This is a genomic window from Pseudoxanthomonas sp. JBR18, assembly GCF_028198165.1.
Classification (GTDB): Bacteria; Pseudomonadota; Gammaproteobacteria; order Xanthomonadales; family Xanthomonadaceae; genus Pseudoxanthomonas_A.
This window is the reverse complement of record NZ_CP116339.1, coordinates 2,405,515-2,424,291: the sequence shown is the minus strand read 5'-3', so window position 1 is coordinate 2,424,291 and position 18,777 is coordinate 2,405,515. Positions and strand designations below refer to the sequence as shown.

Annotated in this window: 20 protein-coding genes and 1 tRNA gene; 8 read left to right on the top strand and 13 right to left on the bottom strand. The window is 67.1% G+C overall.

Translation table 11 applies throughout. From position 1 onward, the window contains the following. Window positions 1-3 precede the first annotated feature (3 nt). From PJ250_RS10875 to PJ250_RS10840, 8 genes are all read right to left on the bottom strand, one after another. Window positions 4-1,350, bottom strand: coding sequence for an MFS transporter (locus PJ250_RS10875; protein WP_271644547.1), 1,347 nt, complete (start codon window positions 1,348-1,350; stop codon window positions 4-6). Between the two features lie 64 nt (window positions 1,351-1,414). Then, entirely contained in the window at window positions 1,415-2,185 is a 771-nt protein-coding gene (gene benD, locus PJ250_RS10870; protein WP_271644546.1) for a benzoate diol dehydrogenase BenD, read from the bottom strand. Next, window positions 2,182-3,219: a benzoate 1,2-dioxygenase electron transfer component BenC gene (gene benC / locus PJ250_RS10865; protein WP_271644545.1), complete on the bottom strand. Its 1,038-nt coding sequence runs from the start codon at window positions 3,217-3,219 to the stop codon at window positions 2,182-2,184. The genes benD and benC overlap by 4 nt, the downstream gene beginning before the upstream one ends. Before the next feature lie 22 nt (window positions 3,220-3,241). Then, window positions 3,242-3,730, bottom strand: coding sequence for a benzoate 1,2-dioxygenase small subunit (benB, locus tag PJ250_RS10860; protein WP_271644544.1), 489 nt, complete (start codon window positions 3,728-3,730; stop codon window positions 3,242-3,244). Then, window positions 3,727-5,088: a Rieske 2Fe-2S domain-containing protein gene (locus tag PJ250_RS10855; RefSeq protein ID WP_271644543.1), complete on the bottom strand. Its 1,362-nt coding sequence runs from the start codon at window positions 5,086-5,088 to the stop codon at window positions 3,727-3,729. The genes benB and PJ250_RS10855 overlap by 4 nt, the downstream gene beginning before the upstream one ends. Before the next feature lie 109 nt (window positions 5,089-5,197). Next, window positions 5,198-6,127, bottom strand: a complete 930-nt coding sequence (catA, locus tag PJ250_RS10850) for a catechol 1,2-dioxygenase (RefSeq protein ID WP_271644542.1) — start codon at window positions 6,125-6,127, stop codon at window positions 5,198-5,200. 78 nt (window positions 6,128-6,205) lie between these two features. Next, a complete protein-coding gene (gene catC, locus PJ250_RS10845; RefSeq protein WP_271644541.1) occupies window positions 6,206-6,496 on the bottom strand; it encodes a muconolactone Delta-isomerase in 291 nt (96 codons plus the stop codon). 2 nt (window positions 6,497-6,498) lie between these two features. Then, a complete protein-coding gene (locus PJ250_RS10840; protein ID WP_271644540.1) occupies window positions 6,499-7,689 on the bottom strand; it encodes a muconate/chloromuconate family cycloisomerase in 1,191 nt (396 codons plus the stop codon). Window positions 7,690-7,846: 157 nt separating this feature from the next. Between PJ250_RS10840 and PJ250_RS10835 the strand changes: the two genes are divergently transcribed. From PJ250_RS10835 to PJ250_RS10825, 3 genes are all read left to right on the top strand, one after another. Further along, window positions 7,847-8,776, top strand: a complete 930-nt coding sequence (locus tag PJ250_RS10835) for a LysR family transcriptional regulator (RefSeq protein WP_271644539.1) — start codon at window positions 7,847-7,849, stop codon at window positions 8,774-8,776. A 9-nt stretch (window positions 8,777-8,785) separates the two neighbouring features. Next, complete coding sequence (locus PJ250_RS10830; protein ID WP_271644538.1) at window positions 8,786-9,349, top strand: DUF1415 domain-containing protein; 564 nt, start codon at window positions 8,786-8,788, stop codon at window positions 9,347-9,349. Between the two features lie 75 nt (window positions 9,350-9,424). Further along, window positions 9,425-10,225: an SDR family oxidoreductase gene (locus PJ250_RS10825; protein WP_271644537.1), complete on the top strand. Its 801-nt coding sequence runs from the start codon at window positions 9,425-9,427 to the stop codon at window positions 10,223-10,225. Window positions 10,226-10,252: 27 nt separating this feature from the next. On the opposite strand, the gene PJ250_RS10820 is transcribed toward PJ250_RS10825, so the two are convergent. The 4 genes from PJ250_RS10820 to PJ250_RS10805 form a co-directional block, all read right to left on the bottom strand. Further along, window positions 10,253-11,086: a ParB N-terminal domain-containing protein gene (locus PJ250_RS10820; protein ID WP_271644536.1), complete on the bottom strand. Its 834-nt coding sequence runs from the start codon at window positions 11,084-11,086 to the stop codon at window positions 10,253-10,255. Window positions 11,087-11,162: 76 nt separating this feature from the next. Further along, window positions 11,163-11,858: an HAD family hydrolase gene (locus PJ250_RS10815; protein WP_271644535.1), complete on the bottom strand. Its 696-nt coding sequence runs from the start codon at window positions 11,856-11,858 to the stop codon at window positions 11,163-11,165. Next, the gene (locus PJ250_RS10810; protein WP_271644534.1) at window positions 11,855-12,565 is read right to left on the bottom strand and encodes a pseudouridine synthase; all 711 of its coding nucleotides are present in this window, start codon (window positions 12,563-12,565) and stop codon (window positions 11,855-11,857) included. Before PJ250_RS10810 ends, PJ250_RS10815 begins: the two co-directional genes overlap by 4 nt. Further along, window positions 12,562-13,575 (bottom strand): class I SAM-dependent methyltransferase, encoded by a 1,014-nt coding sequence (locus tag PJ250_RS10805; protein WP_271648601.1) that lies wholly within the window; start codon window positions 13,573-13,575, stop codon window positions 12,562-12,564. Before PJ250_RS10805 ends, PJ250_RS10810 begins: the two co-directional genes overlap by 4 nt. Before the next feature lie 850 nt (window positions 13,576-14,425). On the opposite strand from PJ250_RS10805, the gene PJ250_RS10800 reads away from it, so the two are divergent. The 5 genes from PJ250_RS10800 to PJ250_RS10775 all read left to right on the top strand — a co-directional run bounded on the left by PJ250_RS10800 (window position 14,426) and on the right by PJ250_RS10775 (window position 18,274). Then, window positions 14,426-14,496 (top strand) — tRNA-OTHER (locus tag PJ250_RS10800). Between the two features lie 461 nt (window positions 14,497-14,957). Continuing rightward, window positions 14,958-16,079, top strand: coding sequence for a slipin family protein (locus tag PJ250_RS10790; RefSeq protein WP_271644533.1), 1,122 nt, complete (start codon window positions 14,958-14,960; stop codon window positions 16,077-16,079). 67 nt (window positions 16,080-16,146) lie between these two features. Next, entirely contained in the window at window positions 16,147-17,364 is a 1,218-nt protein-coding gene (locus PJ250_RS10785) for an RtcB family protein (RefSeq protein WP_271644532.1), read from the top strand. Between the two features lie 84 nt (window positions 17,365-17,448). Further along, entirely contained in the window at window positions 17,449-17,697 is a 249-nt protein-coding gene (locus PJ250_RS10780; RefSeq protein WP_271644531.1) for an EF-hand domain-containing protein, read from the top strand. A gap of 127 nt (window positions 17,698-17,824) precedes the next feature. Continuing rightward, window positions 17,825-18,274, top strand: a complete 450-nt coding sequence (locus PJ250_RS10775; RefSeq protein ID WP_271644530.1) for an EF-hand domain-containing protein — start codon at window positions 17,825-17,827, stop codon at window positions 18,272-18,274. A gap of 75 nt (window positions 18,275-18,349) precedes the next feature. Here PJ250_RS10775 and PJ250_RS10770 read toward each other — a convergent pair whose 3' ends face one another. Beyond that, window positions 18,350-18,739 (bottom strand): hypothetical protein, encoded by a 390-nt coding sequence (locus PJ250_RS10770; protein ID WP_271644529.1) that lies wholly within the window; start codon window positions 18,737-18,739, stop codon window positions 18,350-18,352. Window positions 18,740-18,777: the final 38 nt, after the last annotated feature.

Sequence of the window (18,777 nt, the reverse complement as noted above, 5' to 3'; positions counted from 1 at the left end):
GGCTCAGGGCGCGTTCGGCGCGATCACCACGCCGATCGGACGCGCCGCGGCACGTTGCTGGCTGATCGCGAAGACCAGCATGGCCAGGGCGCACACCGCCGCGGGGATGGCGAAGATCATGAAGCTTTGATGCAGCGGCAGCTCGCGTGCGAGCAACACGCCGCCCAGCGTCGGTCCCACGATCGCGCCGATGCGGCCCACGCCCGAGGCCCAGCCCAGCCCGGTGGAACGCACCGAGAGCGTGTAGAGCTGGGCGACGCTGGCATACAGCAGGATCTGCGTCCCGATCGTGGTCGCGCCGGCCACGAAGACCAGGGTGAACAGCACCGGCACCGCCGGCACCTGGCCGATCAGCGCGATGGACAGGGCGGCGGCCACGAAGAAGCCCACCACCACCTTGGGCAGGCCGAACCGGTCCCCCAGCCAGCCGCCCGCGATCGCACCGGCCATGCCGCCAAAGTTCAGCGAGAACAGCGTCAGCAGGCTGGCCTTCTGCGCGTAGCCGGCCTCCTGCATGACCTTGGGCAGCCAGGAGCTCAGCAGGTACACCAGCAGCAGGCAGCAGAAGAAGGACAGCCACAGCATCAGGGTGCGCAGGGTGCGTTCATGGCGGAACAGCTCGGCCACCGATGCCGCCGGACCCTTGGACTCGGAGAAGACCAGCTCGTCCTGGGCGCCGAGCGCGGTGGCGCCGTCGAGCCTGGCGAAGATGACGCGCGCCTCCTGCTGGCGGCCTTGGCGGATGAGGAAGCCCAGCGACTCGGGCAGCTTCCACAGGATCAGTGGCAGCGCCAGCAGCGGGACGGCCGCGGCCCAGAACATGGGCTGCCAACCCATGCTGGGGATCAGCCAGATCCCGAGTATCGCCGCGACCATGCCGCCCACCGAGTAGCCGCTGAACATCAGCGCGACCATGGTCCCGCGCATGCGCTTGGGGGCGTACTCGTTCATCAGGGCCACGGCATTGGGCATCAGGCCGCCGCAGCCCAGCCCGGCGACGAAACGCAGCGCCTTGAACTGGTCCGGATTGCTGGCGAAGCCGGTCAGCAGGGTCGCCACCGTGAACAACAGGAAGCTGATGGCGATGCCCCGCTTGCGGCCGATCCTGTCGGCCAGCGGCCCCAGCACCAGTGCACCGAACATCATCCCGAACAGCGCCCAGGCCTGCAGGATGCCCGCCTCGGGCTTGCTCAGGCCCCACTCCCGCATCAGGGTCGGCAACACGGTGCCGGCCACGAACACGTCATACCCGTCCACGATCAGCAGCAGTGCGCACAGCACCACGACCGACCACTGGAACCCACTGAATCGACCCTTGTCGATGAAATCGTTGACATCGATGCTGCGCATGATCTCCCTCCCAGGAACACACTGCGGTTGATGAAGGCCGCCCCGGAAGGCTGGCCATGGATGTTCAGCCGGTGTCGCCTCCGGCAACGGGCAGCACCGAGCCGGTGATGTAGGACGCCTCGCGCGAGGCCAGGAAGAGGATCGGCGCGACCTGCTCGTCGAGGGTTCCGTAGCGCTTGAGGAAGCTCGAGGTGGTGACCTGCTCGACCACCTCGGCCATCCAGGCTTGCTCCTGCGCGGTGTCGCCGGCGGCGTTGCGCGGCACGCGGCGTGGCGGCGCCGACGTCCCCCCGGGCGCGGTGGCGACCACGCGGATATTGCGGTCGGCGTACTCCATCGCCAGCGATTGGGTCACCGCGTTGATGCCCCCCTTGGCGGCCGAGTACGGCACCCGGTAGATGCCACGGGTGGCGTTGGAGGACACGTTGACGATGGTGCCGCCGTCGCGCGCCAGCAGATGTGGCAGCACTGCGTGGCAGCTGTAGAGGGTGGGCATCAGCGAGCGGCGGATTTCCGCCTCGATCTGGGCCGGCTCGAACTCGGCATACGGACGCATGCGGATCGCGCCGCCGACGTTGTTGACGAGGATGTCGATGCCGCCAAAGGTCTCGACCGCGAAGGCCATCGCATCGCGCGCACCCTCGTAGGTTTCCAGGTCGGCGTTGAAGGCCGCCGCCGGGCCTTGGGCTTCGGCCGCCACGTCCGCGACGAAGTCCGCCCGGTCCACCAAAACGACCCTGGCGCCCTCGGCCGCCGCGCGCAGCGCGACCGCGCGCCCGATGCCCTGCGCGGCCCCGGTGACCACCATCACCTGGTTGGCGAAGCGCTGGCTCACGCGGCCAGGTCCTGCGACCGGTTGGCCGGCGCGTTGGGGGTGAACTTCTCGTAGTAGAAGCCGGCCGGCTCGACCTTGAGATCGGTGAAGTGGTTGCGCACCGCATCGACCATCGGCGGCGGTCCGCACAGGTACACGTCGACTTGCCCGTCATGCAGTGCTTCGGGCATCAGGTGATCGGTGACGTAGCCGATCCTCGGGTGCCGCGAGGCCGGATCGACCACGCAGGTGTCGAAACTGAAGAAATCCAGGCGTTGCGCGAACCCCTGCAACTGCTCGACCAGGACCAGGTCCGCGCCGCGGGTCACCCCGTACATCAGGTACACCGGCTGCTCGCAGCCGCTGGCTTCCAGCTGCGCCAGCATGGACAGGAACGGCGCCAGGCCGGTACCACCGGCCAGCATCAAGACCGGGCGGGTGACCGGGCGCAGGTAGAAGCTGCCCAACGGACCGGTCAGCTCCAGCACCTGTCCCGGACTGGCGCTGTTCAGATAGCCGCTCATCAGCCCACCCGGCACGCGCTTGATCAGGAACGCGGGGGCATCCGAGCCCGGCGGCGAACTGAACGAATACGAGCGCGTCTGCCCACCGCTGCCGGGCACGGCGATGTTGACGTACTGGCCGGGCAGGAACGCCGGCGCATCGCCCAGCGCCTCCAGCTTGAGCTCCAGTGCGGCGTCCTGGTGCGGCACCACGTCCACCACCGCGGCCTTGAAGCTGGACGTGCCCGTCTTGCAGGCCGCCGAGGTCACCGGCACGGCCAGCGTGCAGTCGCTGGAAGGCACCATCTGGCAAGTCAGCACCAGGCCGGCCTGCGCTTCGTCCTCGGTCAGCGCTTCGTCGATGTAATCCTCGCCCAGATCGTAGGCGCCGCCCTCGGCGCGGCACTTGCACGTGCCGCACACGCCGTCGGAACAATCCATCGGCAGGTTGACCTTGGCGCGGAACGCTGCGTCCAGCACCTTCTCGCCGGGATGGCAGTCGATGAAGCGGGTCACCCCGTCCTCGAAGTTCAGTGCGATGCGATAGCTCATGGCTGTCCTCCTTCCACGCCGGTCAGATGTGGTAGACGTCGATGACCTGGCGGATGTAGTCGTTCTTCAGCACGATCTTCTTGCTGCTGATCAGGTAGCCCTCGCCGTCGCGGCGCAGGGTCACAAAGCAGGTCCCGAAGAACTGATCGGTGGTCTTGTAGCGGTGGCTCAGGGTGTGGAAGTTGTAGCGCAGGTCGATCTGGTCCCCGCGGTCTTCCACCACCTCGATGTTGTTGACCGCATGGCTGGTGCGCGGCTCGGGCGTGGAGGCACCGGAACGCTCGGTCTTGATGCGGAACACCCGGTCTTCCAGGCCGTCGCGGCTGGGATAGAAGATCAGCGAGATCTGCGAATGCGGATCCTCGGTGATCGAGTCGTCGTCGTCCCAGGCCGGCATCCAGTAGGTGACGTCCGTGGCGTAGAGCGCCAGCCAGTCGTCCCACTGGCGATCGTCGAGCAGGCGGGCTTCGCGGTAGAGAAAGGCCGCGATCGAGGGCAGGTCGTGGCTCACGTCGCATCCCCGCCAGCTTCGCGTGCGAGCGCCTTGCGCATCGCCCTGGCCCAGTACTCGTGCTGGCGCACGAACAGGCCTTCGTCCTCGCTGCGGCCGCCGCTCAGCAGCGGCTTGAGGCCCATCTTCTGCGCGTTCTCGTCCGCGCCCTGCACCCACAGCGGCGCACCGCGGCTCAGGTCGTTCCATTCGGCCGCGCTGCCGGCGTAGCCCTGCTGGCAGGCGCGGAATTCCTCCAGGTCATCGGCCGTGCCCATGCCCGAGACGTTGAAGAAATCCTCGTACTGGCGGATGCGGGTGGCGCGGTCGGCCGCGCTCTCGCCCTTGATGCCGAAGCAGTAGATCGTCACCTCGGTCTTGTCCACGCTGATCGGACGAGTGACCCGGATCTGGGTGGAGAACTGGTCCATCAGGTAGACATTGGGATACAGGCACAGGTTGCGCGTCTGCCGGGTGATGAAGTCGGCACGTTCGGCGCCCACGCGCGCGGCGATCTCCTCGCGGCGACCCCATACCGGGCGTACCTCGGGATTGAGCGAGTTGGTCCACAGCAGGATGTGGCCGTGCTCGAAGCCATACACCCCGCCCACGCTCTTGCTCCAGCCGTTGGCGTCCACCGCCTTGGTGCCGGTCTCCTTGCGCCGGCCCATGGTGGCCGAGTAGTTCCAGTGCACGGAGCTGACGTGGTAGCCGTCGCAGCCGTTCTCCATCTGCAGCTTCCAGTTGCCGTCGTAGAGGTAGGACGAGCTGCCGCGCAGCACCTCCAGGCCATCGGGTGCCTGGTCGACGATCTGGTCGATGATGACTTTGGTTTCGCCCAGGAACTCTTCCAGCGGCAACACCGCATCGGACAGGCTGCCGAACAGGAAGCCGCGATAGCTCTGGAAGCGCGCCACGCGCTTGAGGTCGTGCGAGCCACCTTCGCCGAACTGCGGCGGATATTCGGTGGTCTTGGCGTCCTTGACCTTGAGCAGCTTGCCGCTATTGCTGAAGGTCCAGCCGTGGAACGGGCAGGTGAAGCTGCCCTTGTTGCCGTGCTTGCGCCGGCACAGCATCGCGCCGCGGTGCGCGCAGGCGTTGATCACCGCATGCAGCTCACCGGTCTTGTCGCGGGTGATCACCACCGGCTGGCGGCCGATGTAGGTGGTGAAGTAGTCGTTGTTCTCGGGGATCTGGCTCTCGTGGGCCAGGTACACCCAGTTGGATTCGAACAGGTGCTTCATCTCCAGCTCGAACAGCTCGGCGTCGGTGAAGATCTCGCGACGGCAGCGGTAGACGCCGGCCTGCGGGTCGTCCTGCAGGGCGTTGGCCAGCAGGTGCTCCAGATCGGTGGGGGTGTTCTCAAGGATCGCGGACATGACATGGCCCTCCCGGACGGCGCCAGAGGGCGCGCGGTGTGTTGATGCAATGGCGTTTGGCCACCGGCGTTGCCCCTAACTAGCCAGGCCACGCCGGTGGCGAGTGGGATCAGGCGGCCGCGCGCAGACGCTCGACCAGCTGGTTGTCTTCCCCCTGCACCTTCAAGGTCAGCTCAAAGTCGAAGGTGATGTCCTTGTAGGCGTCTTCGGCAAAGCCCAGCGCCTGCCCACCGGTCGCATCGACCACTGGCGGCACCAGGCCATCGCGGGTAGCGAAGGCGAAGTCGTCCCACAGCAGCGGGTCGCCCTCGATGTTGAACTGGGTGGTGAGCTTGCGATAGCGGTCGGTGGTCACGAAGAAGTGCACGTGCGCCGGGCGGTTGCCGTGACGCCCCATCTTGTCCAGCAGCTGCTGGGTGGCGCCCTGCGGCGGACAGCCATAACCGACCGGCATCTTGGTCAGGAACTCGTAGGTGCCATCGTCACCTGTGCGCACCGCCCCACGCAGGTTGAATTCGCTCTGCGAGCCGGTGGGATCGAAGTGGGAATAGAACCCCTTGGAGTTGGCATGCCAGCACTCCACCAGCGCACCGGCAGCAGGCTTGCCGTCCGGGCCGGTCACGGTGCCGTGGATGCGCAGCGGTCCGGCGTCAGGATCGGCATCCTGGTCGATGCGCGCGCGGCGCTCGCTTACCGGCGCGCCGGCCACGTACAGCGGGCCTTCGATCGTGCGCGGGGTGCCGCCGGTGATGCCGGCGATGCGGTCTTCCTCGTCCAGGCGCATGTCGATGTAGTGCTCCAGGCCCAGGCCGGCGGCCAGCAGCGCGGCCTCGCTGTCCTGGCCGAGCTTGTTGAGGTAGTTGATGCCGGTCCAGATCTCGTCGGGAGTCAGATCCAGGTCTTCGATGGCCTTGAACAGGTCGGACATCAGGCGGTGCACGACCTGCTTGGTGCGCGCGTCGCCCTCGCTCGCGTCCAGGTTGCTGATGGTGCGCAGGAAAGCCTGCGTATCGGGTTTGGCGAAGATGGTGACGCTCATGCGGTTGCTCCTCTTGGTAGCGATTGCGGCCTGGACGCGTTCCCTCCCCAGGAGCGCATCGGATGTTGCGGATCGGGCTTAGCGGTCGTCCTCGTGCAGCGAGGACGGGTGCCGGCACAGGGGCATCACTTCGATGTCCATGTACGGAAACAGGGGCAGCGACAGCAGCAGGTCGTGCAGTTCGGTCGGGCTGTCCACGTCGAAGACCGACACGTTCGAGTACTGGCCGACGATGCGCCAGATGTGTCGCCACTTGCCGCTGGACTGCAGCGTCTGGAAGCGCGCCTTCTCGGTGGCCTTGAGGGTGGCGGCCTGCTCGGCCGGCATGTCCTGCGGCAAGCGGACATCCATGCGGATGTGGAACAGCATGGTCAGACTCCTGAGTGCGAAGCGGAGGAAACGGCGACCTGCACGCGGGCCCCGTCGCGACGAAACGCGGCCACGCGGTCCTCGTCCAACGCGATACCCAGCCCGGGCCCGGTCGGCACTTCCAGATGGAAGTCGCGGTAGGCCAGTGGGGTGGCGAGGATCTCTTCGGTGATCAGCAGCGGGCCGAACAGCTCGGTGCCCCACTGCAGGTTGGGGAAGGTGGCGAACACGTGCGCCGAGGCGATCGTGCCGACCGCGCCTTCGAGCATGGTCCCGCCATACAGGCCAATGCCCGCGGCATCGGCGATGGCGGCGACCTTCTGCCCGGCGATCAGACCGCCGGACTGCTCGATCTTGACCGCGAACACGTCCGCGCCGGCCATCTGGGCCAGGGCGAAGGCGCTGTCCGGACCGGTCAGCACCTCGTCGGCCATCAGCGCGATCGGAAAGCGCCGCATCAACCGGGTCAGCGACGCGGCCGAGGCCACCGGCTGTTCGGCCAGTTCGCAGCCGGCATCGGCCAGCGCCGGCAGGCCGCGCACCGCATCGGGCTCGCTCCAGGCCATGTTGATGTCCACGCGCACCGCGGCGCGGTCGCCGAGGGCGCGCTTGATCGCGGCGACATGCGCCACGTCTTCGGCCACCGACTTGCGCCCGATCTTGAGCTTGAACACGTTGTGTCGGCGGGCATCGAGCATCTGCTCGGCCTCGGCGATGTCCTTGGCCGTCTCGCCCGAAGCCAGGGTCCAGGCCACGCCCAGGCGATCACGCACGCGGCCGCCGAGCAGTTCGGACACCGGCAGGCCGCAGCGCTTGCCCTGCGCGTCCAGCAAGGCGGTCTCCACCGCGCACTTGGCGAAGTGGTTGCCCTTGACCAGCTTGCCCAGCCGCGCCATGAGCGCCTGGGCGCGAGTGGCATCGCTGCCGACCAGCACCGGCGCCAAGTAGGTGTCGATGGCCAGCTTCATGCCTTCCGGGCTTTCCGGGCCGTAGGCCAGGCCGGCGATGGTGGTGCCCTCGCCGATACCGACCATCCCGTCCGAGCAGTGCAGGCGCACGATCATCAGGGTCTGGCCCTGCATGGTGGCCATCGACAGCTTGTGCGGCCGGATCGTCGGCAGGTCCAACAGGAAGGTCTCGACGCGCTCGATGATGGGCGCGGCGGGGGGCACGGGGGTGAGGGCACGTTCCATGGGATCGATTCTTGTGACGCGCTCCCGCTTACGTCCAAGACGATCTCGGTCTTTCAAAATACCTATTAGGTATGATCTAGCCGAATTCGCCGCAGATACTCGATTTAATGCGGCGCAACATGGCCCTCAAGGCATAACCTAGACTTTGGTCGAAGGCATGGATCTCCGGCAGCTCAAGTACTTCGTCACCGTCGCCCGCGAGCGCAATTTCACGCGCGCGGCCGAGCACCTGCATATCGCCCAACCGCCGCTCAGCCGGCAGATCCAGCAAATGGAGGAAGAGCTTGGCGTGCAGCTGCTGGTGCGGAGCAGCCGGCCCATCCGCCTGACCGACGCCGGGCGCCTGTTCTACGAGGAAGCCCAGCAGATCCTGGGCCGCGTGGAGCAGATGAAGGACGCCGCACGCCGCGTGGGTCATGGCGAGCGGCGGGTGCTCAACATCGGCTTCGTGGCGTCCACCTGGTACGGCGGATTGCCCACGGTGATCCGACGCCTGCGCCAGGCCCTGCCGGACACCGAGATCCGCATGGTCGAGATGATGTCCCTGCAGCAGGCCGAGGGCCTCAAGAGCGGACGCATCGACATCGGCTTTGGCCGCATCCGCACCGCCGACACCAGCGTCGAGCGCTTGGTCCTGCGCGAGGAGCGCCTGGTGGTCGCCATCCCGCCCGCGTTCGCATTGGCGGCCGAGGACACACCGCTGGCACCGGCCGCGCTGAAAGGCCAGACCCTGATCGTCTATCCCAGCGCGCCCAGGCCGAGCTTTGCCGACCAGGTGCTGTCCTTGCTGCGCGATCACGGGGTGCGGCCGGCCGAGGTCCAGGAAGTCCGCGAACTGCAGACCGCGATGGGCCTGGTCGCCGCCGAGACAGGGGTCTGCATGATCCCGGCGGCCGCCCGCTTCCTGCGCGCCGACCTGCACTACCGCCTGGTCGATGACGAGCACGCCACCTCGCCGATCATCATGAGCTACCGTCACAACGAGGACGAGGCGCTGATCAATCTGCTCAAACAACTGGTTCGCGAGATGTACGCGGAAAAGCCGGCGTGGCTGGACACCTCCTACAATCGGCTGCACGTGCCCTAGGATTTCCTGATGCAGCCCCTCGACGTCGACAACACCCCCCTGCACGACCCCATCGCCGATACCCGCCACTGGCTGGAGAAAGCGGTGATCGGCCTGAACCTGTGCCCCTTCGCCAAGGCGGTCTACGTCAAGCAGCAGGTGCGAATGGTGCTCAGCGACGCGACCACGCCCGAGGCACTGCTGGAGCAGTTGATGGAAGAGCTGGTGCTGCTGCGCGATACGCCGGCCGAGGTCCTCGACACCACCCTGATCGTGCATCCGCAGGTGTTGGAAGACTTCCTGGACTACAACGACTTCCTGGACAACGCCGACATGGCGGTCGAGCAGCTGGACCTGCACGGCATCCTGCAGGTGGCCAGTTTCCACCCCGGCTATCAGTTCGCCGGGGCCGCGCCCGACGATGTGTCCAACTACACCAATCGTTCGCCCTGGCCCACGCTGCATCTGTTACGCGAGGACAGTGTGGAGCGCGCGGTGGCGGCCTATCCCGATCCGGACGTCATCGTGGACCGCAATATCGCCACGCTCGACGCATTGGGCGTGGAGGGCTGGCGGCGCCTGCTGGAGTCCTGATCGGTCCACGCCGCGCTGCACGCGCCGTGCATGCGTGCGTGGCGACACTGGGACTTTCCACACAGGACCGCATAAATGTCGCTGACACCGCCGATCACGCCCTGGAACCCTGCCCCGCTGGCCGGACGCGTGGTGATGATCACCGGCGGCGCGCAGGGCATCGGCCGTGGCATCGCCCAGGCGGTGCTGGGCGCCGGCGGTCGGGTCGCCATCGGCGATCTGGACGCCGAGGCCGGCCAGGCCTGCCTGGACGAATGGGGGCGCGGTGGGGACGCGTTCTTCCGCCGCCTGGACGCGGCCAGCGAGCGCAGCGTGGCCGCCTTCGTCGCCGCAGCGCTCAAGCACTTCGGCCAGCTGCATGGGCTGGTCAACAACGCCGGCCCGCCGGACCCGCACGTGCCGCCGCTGGACACAATGGATGCGGGCGAATGGAACCAGCGCCTGGCCAGCCTGCATGGCGCCTTCCTGTGCAGCAAGCACGCGCTGCCGGCGTTGCGCCAGGACCAGGGCGCCATCGTCAACATCGCTTCCACCCGCGCAACGCAGTCCGAGCCGCACAGCGAGGCCTACGCCGCCGCCAAAGGCGGACTGGTCGCCTTCACCCACGCGCTGGCAGTGAGCGAGGGCCCGCAGGTGCGGGTCAACTGCATCAGTCCAGGCTGGATCGCCACCGACGCCTGGCGCGCGCCGCAGCGTCGGCGTCAGCCCAAACTGTCCAAGGCCGACCACGCCCAGCACCCGGTCGGGCGCGTCGGGACCCCGGAGGACATCGCCACGCTGGCCGTCCAGCTGTTGGCGCCGACGCTGTCCGGCTTCGTCACTGGACAGGAGTTCCTGGTCGATGGCGGCATGACGCGCAAGATGCAGTACGCCTGATCGCCGGCCGTCGTCCGGCGCACCGGCTTACCAGGCCGGCTTTTCTGCCGCTTCCATCTCGGCGATGCGCGCCTTCAGGCGGGTCACTTCCTGCTGCAGCTGGTCCAGGCGCAGGCGCAGCTGCGGCAGGCTTTCCTCGGCCGGGGTGGCCGCTTCGGCTGAGGTCTCGGCAGCACGCTCGGGCTTGGCCCGGCGCTTGGATTCGCGCACGCGCTTGGCGGCTTCCTTCAGCTCGGCCACCCCGCCCTGCGCGGCGGCCTGCTGCTCCTCGGCCGGCAGCGTGGCGACCACCGCGGCGGTGTTGATCGACAGTTCGCCGGCACGCACGGCGGCGATGACTTCCGGCGCGGCCTGCTTCTGGATCTTCTCGATCGCCGCGACCTGGCTGTTGCTGAGCTTGGCGGCCTTGGCCAGCTCCTCGCGGGTGGGCAGCGCGGCCGAAGCCACCGGTGTGGTGGACGGCGCCGAGGTATCCCAGGGCGGGTTGCCGTCATCGGCGGCTTCGGCCGCGGGCGCCTCGGCCGGCACCTGGCGCGTGCGCTCGAGCAGGATGTCGCGCCGACGCAGCGCCAGCACGCCGCGCTGGAAGTCGGACACGCTGCGCCGGCCCAGGTGCTGGTCGATCATCCACAGGTGGACGTCCTCGATCGAGGTGAAGCGCGTGTTCTGCACGGTATTGAACGGCACGCCGTGCTTCTGACAGATCCCGTAGCGGTTGTGGCCATCGACCAGGATGTCCCCCCACAGCACCAGGGCATCGCGGCAGCCCTCTTCCAACAGGCTGCGCTCCAGCGCCGCGTGCTCGTCGGGGGTCAATGGATCGATGTAGGCCTTGAGGTCTTCTCTGACGACGATGTTCATGCAACTGCCGGGCGTGCGAGGGGGCGGCATTGTAGGCAGCCCGGACGCCCGCGTCGCCCTTGCATTCACCGCGGTTTTAAGCGTCGCGCCGGGGCGCTGGCAGGTGGGCCTCCAGCAAGCCGCGCGCGTCGTGCAGCGAGGCCACGATGCGGTGGCCGCGCGCGCGCAGCGCCGCATCGGGCACCACCAGGTCCGGTACCTGGATGACGATCAGGCCCGCGGCCAGCGCGGCGGTCACCCCGGCCGGCGAATCCTCCAGGGCCAGGCAGCGCGCCGGATCGGCCTGCAGGCGCTGGGCGGCCAGCAGGTAGATGTCAGGGGCGGGCTTGGGGTGGGCCACGTCGTTGCCGGCGGTGACCGCACGGAAATACGGCAGCAGCCCGGCGGCCTCCAGCTTCTTCGGCGCCAGCGGACGCTGGGTGGAGGTGGCCACCCCGCAAGGCACCCCGTGCGCGGCGAGCAGTTGCAGCAGCTCGTGGATGCCCGGGCGCAGCGGCACGCCGGCCTCGACCACCGCGTGGTAGAGCGCGTAGCAGCGCTCCAGCAGGCGGTCGATCTGCGCATCCTCGAGCCGTTCACGCAGGATCGCGCGGCAGGCCGGGCCGCTGTGACCGACCATGCGCAGCCAGAAGGCCTCCTCGATCCGCAGCCCGGCCTCGGCCGCCGCCTGCTGCCAGCACTGCAGCGAGGCGCGCTCGGTATCGAGCATCAGCCCGTCCATGTCGAAGATCACCGCCTCGGGCAGGAAGTGCAGCGCCGCAACCTGGCTCATGCGCCGCGCCCCGCGAACAGGGTCTGCAGGTCGCCGGCATCCAGCGCCCGCCACTGACCCGGCGCCAGGTCGCCCAGGCCCAGCCCGCCCACTTGGCTGCGATGCAGCGCCTCCACGTGATTGCCCACCGCGGCGAACATCCGCCGCACCTGGTGGTAGCGGCCCTCGTGCAGGGTCAAGCGCGCCTGGCGTGGGCCCAGCGATTCCAGTTCGGCCGGCAGCAGCGGCTTGGTCTCCGATTCCAGCAGCAGCGCGCCGCTGGCGAACGTCGCTGCCTCGTCGCCGCGCAGGTCCTGGGCCAGCGTGGCCTCGTACACCTTGGGCAACTGCGCCTTGGGCGAAATGATCCGGTGCAGCAGGCCACCGTCATCGGTGAGCAGCAGCAGGCCGCTGGTGTCACGGTCCAGCCGGCCCACGGTGGACAGCACCGGATCACGCAGACGCCAGCGCGCGGGCAGCAGGTCGTAGACCAGCCGCCCCGTGTCCTTGGTCGAACAGGTGTAGCCGACCGGCTTGTGCAGCAGCACGCACAACCCGGGGGCCGGATCCAGCGGCTCGCCATCGATTCGGATGGCGTCATGGTCGACGGGATCGTCGGTGTAAAGCACCTCGCCGTCCGCGTCGGTGACACGCCCCTCGCGGAACAGCGCCTGCACCTGCTTGCGGCTGCCATAGCCCAGGTTGGCGATGTGACGCACGATCTTCATGCGCGCGCCCCGGTCGCGGCGATCACCTTGAAGCCCGCGCCCTCCGCCGCCACGCGCACCTGCTCGAACCGCGACTCCAGCGCCGCTTCGTAGGGCAGATGGCGGTTGGCCACCAGCCACAGCTGGCCGTGGCGCCTGAGCGAAGCGGCGGCCACCTCGATGAAGCGCCGACCGATGTCCGGCCGCTCGCCGCGCCCGAGCGCATGGAACGGCGGGTTGCTGACGATCACGTCGTACTGCTTCGGCAGGCCGCTGGCCACGTCATGCCAGTGGACGCCCAGCGGCAGGCGCGCGGCGTGTGGGGCGAGGTTGTCCTCGGCCAGGTCGAGGGCGCGCTTTTCGGCTTCGAACAGATCCAGCGCGGTGATGCCGGCGCAGCGCGTGAGCAGTGCATCGGCCAGGAAACCCCAGCCGGCCCCCAGGTCGGCCGCCGTGCCACGCAGGGTCGCCGGCAGGGCATCGACCAGCAGTTGCGAGGCCGGATCGACGCGGTCCCAGGCAAACACGCCCGGTCGGCTGCGAAAGCGTCCGCCCAGGATCGAACGTACCCGGTCCAATTCCTTCCACTGCGCCAGCAGCGCCGCGTCATGCGCCCCGTCCAGCGGCGGGCTCCAGAACACACGGCAATGGTGCTTGGTCAACGAACCGCCCAGCCCGGTGAGCCGCGCCAGATCCTTTTCCAGCGACTTGGCACCCTCGTCATTGGCCACGCTGGCCACCACGCGCCCACCGGCCGCGCACAGCGAGACCGCCTGCGCCAGCAGTGCCCGGGCTTCGTCCTTCTGCCGCGGCGGCAGCAGCAGCACCAGCGGCGCGGACGCCAGCGCGGAGGCATCCGCCGCGACGGTCAGCCCTTCGCGCTGCAGCGCGTCGAACGCCGGCCGGAAGCTTTGGGTGCATCGCAGTTGCATGCCGCGCACCTCGCGCAGGGCCGGGCCCGGCCGGGCCCGCAGGAACAGCGCCTGCGTCACTGCGGTGGCAAACGCCGCGGTTTGCAGCGCGTAGGCCAGGGCATCGAGGGGAAGGTCGTTGGAGGCCAAGGCACTCACCAGGCAACAGCAGGGCGCAAAATTCTACAGCGCGGGACACGGGGCTTCAGGCGCACACGGGTGGGCCGCCATCGCCGTGTGACCCGCTGACGAGCGCGGCCGCCGCGCGCGTCCACCAGGCGACCAGCCCCGACCGCTTCTCCGGATGGCGCGCGCATCGAAATTATTTTCGATTAAGTGCTTGCACTTTTTATTTTCTCCCATTATCTTTCCCGCACCTCGCCGACCGGCGACCCATTCTGTTTCGACGACCGCCATGAAGCCCTCCTTCATCCAAGCCAAGCCAAACGCCCTGTGGCCCTGCCACGGCAGCGCGACCGATGGCCTGCGCGACCGTCGCAACCTGCGGGCAATGGCCCACTGACCTGACCGGATCCTCCTGACGGAAGATCGGTCACTCCGATCTTCCGAGGCAACGCAGACGCCCTCGGATTCACGCCGGGGGCTTTTTTAATGCGTCTGCAAAGGATCCGGGGCTGTATACCCTGCTTCACCCCACCCCCTTCCAACGTTGGAACCCGACAGGTTCCGCCCCGGGGCATCCGGGCGTGCATCCGCGCGCCTGATGCAGGGGCGCGGCTGCAACCGGCGCATGTGCGCCGCGTCCCGATGCCCCGATGCGGGCGGCGCAACGTGGATCACCATTAACTCCATCGGATTAACTCCGAGGGACAGCATTATCTGCGCAGCAACGCAGGTAATCGGGTTCGTTTTGCCTGGCATTTCCAGCGGCGTGGGTTGAGTCCCCACCCGGTGCGCGCGGCGCTGCCGTGGCGTATGCCGGAGATGCACAGCAGGACGGACACGACGCGGGCGGTAGCTCACCTGGAGAGAGCGCCGGAACACACCGGAGGGTCAGGTTCGAGTCCTGGACGCCCACCACTGGATAGCTCAGTTGGGTAGAGCAACGGACGATTAATCCGTCGGTCGCGGGTTCGAATCCCGCTCCACGCCCGAAAGGGCACATGACCTGTCACGTCATGACACCGGGCGCAAGCCCACCAGGAAACACCCCGTGCGCAAGCGGGGTCGCCTCGGCGACGGAATGCCGGGCGACAGGCGCAGCGCAGCGGCGGTCACACCGGGCCGATGCCCGCGTGGCTCGCGGCGACGGAAGCGGAAACGCAGGCATTCGCAGCCCACCGCGGTGCCCGGCGACCCGATCCGCCCGCCCCGACCCATCGCGCGCACCACGCTCCGTGCGATCGACGTGCAGCGGTGTTTCCACCTTCTTCCTTCTGCCTGCGGCGCGGTGTCGCAGGCGAGGTCCGCAGGTCTTCGTCGATCCGGCGTGCGGACCATCAGCAGAGATCGACGACACCAGACCACAAGGAGAAAGTGCCATGTTCTGGACCAAGCGGGTCGTGATCGGTGACGGCGAGCGCGGCCTGGTGTTTGCCAATCGTCAATTCCAGCGGGCGCTCGGCGCCGGCGTGTACCGCCTGTTCGACCCCTTCAACAAGATCGAGGTGCGCGTGCATCCGACCGTACCGGCCGAGTACGCCGGCAAGGACAGCGAGGTGCTGATCGCCGCGTTGGGCGCGCGCCTGGACGAGACCTTCGTGCTGGCCAACCTGGGCGCCGATGAGGTCGGCCTGGTGCTGAAGAACGGCAAGCTGGAAGACGTCCTGCCGCCCGGCACACGCAAGCTGTACTGGCGTGGGCCGGTCAACGTGGAGGTGCGCGCATTGCCACTGACCGCCGACCTGGAAGTTCCGGTCGAGGTCATGCGGCGCCTGCGCCAGCTGGGCGTGTTGTCCAAGCTCGCGGTGGTGGCCGACGTGCCGGCGGAGTTCGCCGGCCTGGTCTTCATCGACGGCAAGCTGGCACGCACGCTGGCGCCGAGCAGCACGGCCTTCTGGAACTTCCAGAAGAACGTGGTCGTGGATCTGGTCGACCTGCGCGTACAGGCGGTCGAGGTGCAGGGTCAGGAGTTGCTGACCCGCGACAAGGTCTCCTTGCGCGTCAATCTGGCCGCGAGCGTGCGTGTGACCGATCCGGTCGCTGCGCGCACCCAGGTCGCCAAGTACGCCGACCAGGTGTACCGCGAGCTGCAGTACGGCCTGCGCAAGTCGGTCTCGTGCAAGTCGCTCGACGAACTGTTGGGCGACAAGGCCGGGCTGGATGCGGAGATCTTCGCCGCCGTGCGCGGCAAGCTCGACGCATTCGGCGTGGAGGTCCTGGGCGTGGGCATCAAGGACGTGATCCTGCCCGGCGAGATGCGCCAGATCCTCAACGCGGTGGTGCAGGCGGAGAAGCAGGCGCAAGCCAACGTCATCCGTCGTCGCGAGGAGGCCAACGCCACCCGGTCGCTGCTCAACACGGCCAAGCTGGTGGAGCAGAGCCCGGTGCTGATGCGCCTGAAGGAACTGGAAGCCCTGGAGAAGGTGACCGAGAAGATCGAGCGCCTGACCGTGTTCGGCGGCCTGGATGGCGTGCTCAAGCAGCTGGTCACACTGAAGTAGCAACACCCCGCGCGCGCCGCATGGACGTGGCGCGCGCGGGTTCAAACCAAGGATCAAGGTGAAACTCATGAATATCCATTACGAATTGCTGCATGCCGAGGGCAGCGCCACGCCGATCAAGGGCTGGGTGCGCGGCGTGCCGTTGGACGACAAGGCCCACGCGCAGCTGCGCAACATCGCGGCCATGCCCTTCGTGGAGCCGTGGGTGGCGGTGATGCCGGACGTGCACTTGGGCAAGGGAGCCACCGTGGGCTCGGTCATCCCGACGCAAGGGGCGATCATCCCGGCCGCGGTCGGCGTGGACATCGGCTGCGGCATGGCCGCGGTGCGCACCACCCTGCGGGCTGAGGACCTGTCCGACAGCCTGGCCCAGCTGCGCAACAGCATCGAGCGCAGCGTGCCGGTCGGCAACGGCCGCGGCGGCGAGCATCACAAGCTGCCCGACAGCATCGGCACGCGCGTGGCGCAGTCGGGGTTGGTCGAGCGGCTGGACGCCATCAAGGCCAAGCACCGCAAGATCCGCACCGACAAGCTGGACGGCCAACTGGGCACGCTGGGGGGCGGCAACCACTTCATCGAGCTGTGCCTTGACGAGACCGGCGCGGTGTGGGTCATGCTGCACAGCGGGTCGCGCGGCACCGGCAACCTCATCGGCACGTACTTCATCGAGCGCGCGCGTGAGCAGCTCGCACATCGCGTGCTGGGCTACCACGTGCCGGACAAGGACCTGGCCTTCTTCATGGAAGGCGAGCCCCTGTTCGACGACTACGTGGAAGCCGTCTCGTGGGCGCAGGACTACGCCCGCGAGAACCGCGAGGCCATGATGGCGCGGGTGCTGGCCGAGATGCGTCACCGCCTGCCGAAGTTCCAACTGGAGAAGCTGGCGGTGAACTGCCACCACAATTACGTGCAGAAGGAGACGCACGCGGGGCAGGCGCTGCTGGTGACCCGTAAGGGCGCGGTCAGTGCCAAGGCGGGCGAGTTGGGCATCATCCCGGGCAGCATGGGCACGCGCAGCTACATCGTGCGTGGGCTGGGCAATGGCGAGAGCTTTCACAGCTGCAGCCATGGCGCCGGCCGCGTGATGAGCAGGACCCAGGCGCGCGCCAGCATCACCCTGGCCGAGCATCGCCAGGCCACCGCGCATGTCGAATGCCGCAAGGACGCGGCGGTGATCGACGAATCACCGGCTGCCTACAAGGACATCGACGCGGTCATGGCCGCCCAGACCGACCTGGTGGAAGTGGTCCACACCCTGCGCCAGGTGCTGTGTATCAAGGGGTAGTCCCAGGGCGCCACGGAGTGAATCCGTGACGCTCTTTCCATGCCTGTTGCTAAGATCCACTAGGCTGCTGCACGCGTCACGGGCGTGAATTACGATCTGCCGCTGCAAGGGTCTCCTCTTCGTGCAGGAGATATCCTGACCAAGGACCCTAGCTACGAAGGAACGTTCACCATGAAAAAGCGCCTGCCTGCCGCTGTCCTCACCTTGCTTGTCGCTGGCCTGACTGGCCCGACGAACGCCCAGGACCAGAAGACGATCTTTGACGTCGCTGACACCAGCCACGATGGCAAGCTCATCCGCGAGGAGTTCATCCTAAACGAGAAGGCTGGCTGAATTACACCGCGCCAAGCGACAAAGGCTGCAGGCAGGACAATGAATCGCCAGCTGGGCTAAAGTAGCTATCCTGCCTATCGACGCTTCCCCGCAGGACGCAACATCACCACAACCATCGAGGAGCGAAATGGAACTTCGAACAAAATATTCAGGCGCGCTGTTGATCGTCGTTTCGGTCTTGGGACTTCCCATGTCAGCCTTGGCTCAAAGCAACACTCCATCGGTGTCGGAGCTGTTCAACGCTGTCGACAAAAATCACGACGGTTACATTGATGGAGAGGAAGACAAAGCAGCTAACCGCGCACGCTTTGTCAAATTCGACACCAACGGCGACGGGCAATTTTCGCGTGCCGAAATGCTAGCCGCGAACCGCAAGTTCGGGCAGTCAGAAACACTTGCCCAGCAGGTGGCGCAGCTTTACCTGACCCGCATGGATACCAATCATGATGACGCCGCGAGTTGGGAAGAGTTTGAAATGTGGTCAAAGAAGAACATGTTCGACCCAATGGACATGGATCATGATGGAAAGATATCCAGGAAGGAATTCATTATGCAGGCATCTCCATCAGTGCCGTAGCTTGCTCAGAGGGACCGGAGCCATGCGGCAGAACTAGCCGCGTGTCGGATGTGGCATGTCGAACTGAGCGCCGATTCAATGCCGACCTGGCGTGTCGTTCGCGTTTTCCTGCCCATTCCACTTGCCGGAGTTCATAGCCGCCGGACAGACGCGAGTATATTGCTGCCAGGCGTCAAGATCCTTCTGCGTCCAGTCTCTGGGGCGGTAGTATCCGTAGTTTTCTGGACATGATGTTGTAGGGATCGAACACCACAATGGCCAATGTGGAATCCATGGTCCGGTATACTGCGGAATTGGCTCCCACGCGGTATCGAAGTAATCCCCGTCGCGCTTCCACCCTTCGGTACAAAACACAAAGGGATCGTTGTCGCGGTATCTGATGACTTCATAGAAGTTGCCGCTCTGCGCGACCGCGTGAGCGGACAAACCCGCGAAAACCAATGCAATCCAACGCTTCTTGGTCATGCTTACAACTCCTTAGAGGGCTCGAACTGCCCGACCAA

Bases quoted from the DNA above. Each gene is read 5' to 3' on its own strand.
- PJ250_RS10875 (WP_271644547.1), bottom strand. From the start codon at position 1,350: ATGCGCAGCATCGATGTCAACGATTTCATCGACAAGGGTCGATTCAGT.
- benC (WP_271644545.1), bottom strand. From the start codon at position 3,219: ATGAGCTATCGCATCGCACTGAACTTCGAGGACGGGGTGACCCGCTTC.
- PJ250_RS10855 (WP_271644543.1), bottom strand. From the start codon at position 5,088: ATGTCCGCGATCCTTGAGAACACCCCCACCGATCTGGAGCACCTGCTG.
- catA (WP_271644542.1), bottom strand. From the start codon at position 6,127: ATGAGCGTCACCATCTTCGCCAAACCCGATACGCAGGCTTTCCTGCGC.
- catC (WP_271644541.1), bottom strand. From the start codon at position 6,496: ATGCTGTTCCACATCCGCATGGATGTCCGCTTGCCGCAGGACATGCCG.
- PJ250_RS10840 (WP_271644540.1), bottom strand. From the start codon at position 7,689: ATGGAACGTGCCCTCACCCCCGTGCCCCCCGCCGCGCCCATCATCGAG.
- PJ250_RS10835 (WP_271644539.1), top strand. From the start codon at position 7,847: ATGGATCTCCGGCAGCTCAAGTACTTCGTCACCGTCGCCCGCGAGCGC.
- PJ250_RS10830 (WP_271644538.1), top strand. From the start codon at position 8,786: ATGCAGCCCCTCGACGTCGACAACACCCCCCTGCACGACCCCATCGCC.
- PJ250_RS10825 (WP_271644537.1), top strand. From the start codon at position 9,425: ATGTCGCTGACACCGCCGATCACGCCCTGGAACCCTGCCCCGCTGGCC.
- PJ250_RS10820 (WP_271644536.1), bottom strand. From the start codon at position 11,086: ATGAACATCGTCGTCAGAGAAGACCTCAAGGCCTACATCGATCCATTG.
- PJ250_RS10815 (WP_271644535.1), bottom strand. From the start codon at position 11,858: ATGAGCCAGGTTGCGGCGCTGCACTTCCTGCCCGAGGCGGTGATCTTC.
- PJ250_RS10810 (WP_271644534.1), bottom strand. From the start codon at position 12,565: ATGAAGATCGTGCGTCACATCGCCAACCTGGGCTATGGCAGCCGCAAG.
- PJ250_RS10790 (WP_271644533.1), top strand. From the start codon at position 14,958: ATGTTCTGGACCAAGCGGGTCGTGATCGGTGACGGCGAGCGCGGCCTG.
- PJ250_RS10785 (WP_271644532.1), top strand. From the start codon at position 16,147: ATGAATATCCATTACGAATTGCTGCATGCCGAGGGCAGCGCCACGCCG.
- PJ250_RS10775 (WP_271644530.1), top strand. From the start codon at position 17,825: ATGGAACTTCGAACAAAATATTCAGGCGCGCTGTTGATCGTCGTTTCG.
- PJ250_RS10770 (WP_271644529.1), bottom strand. From the start codon at position 18,739: ATGACCAAGAAGCGTTGGATTGCATTGGTTTTCGCGGGTTTGTCCGCT.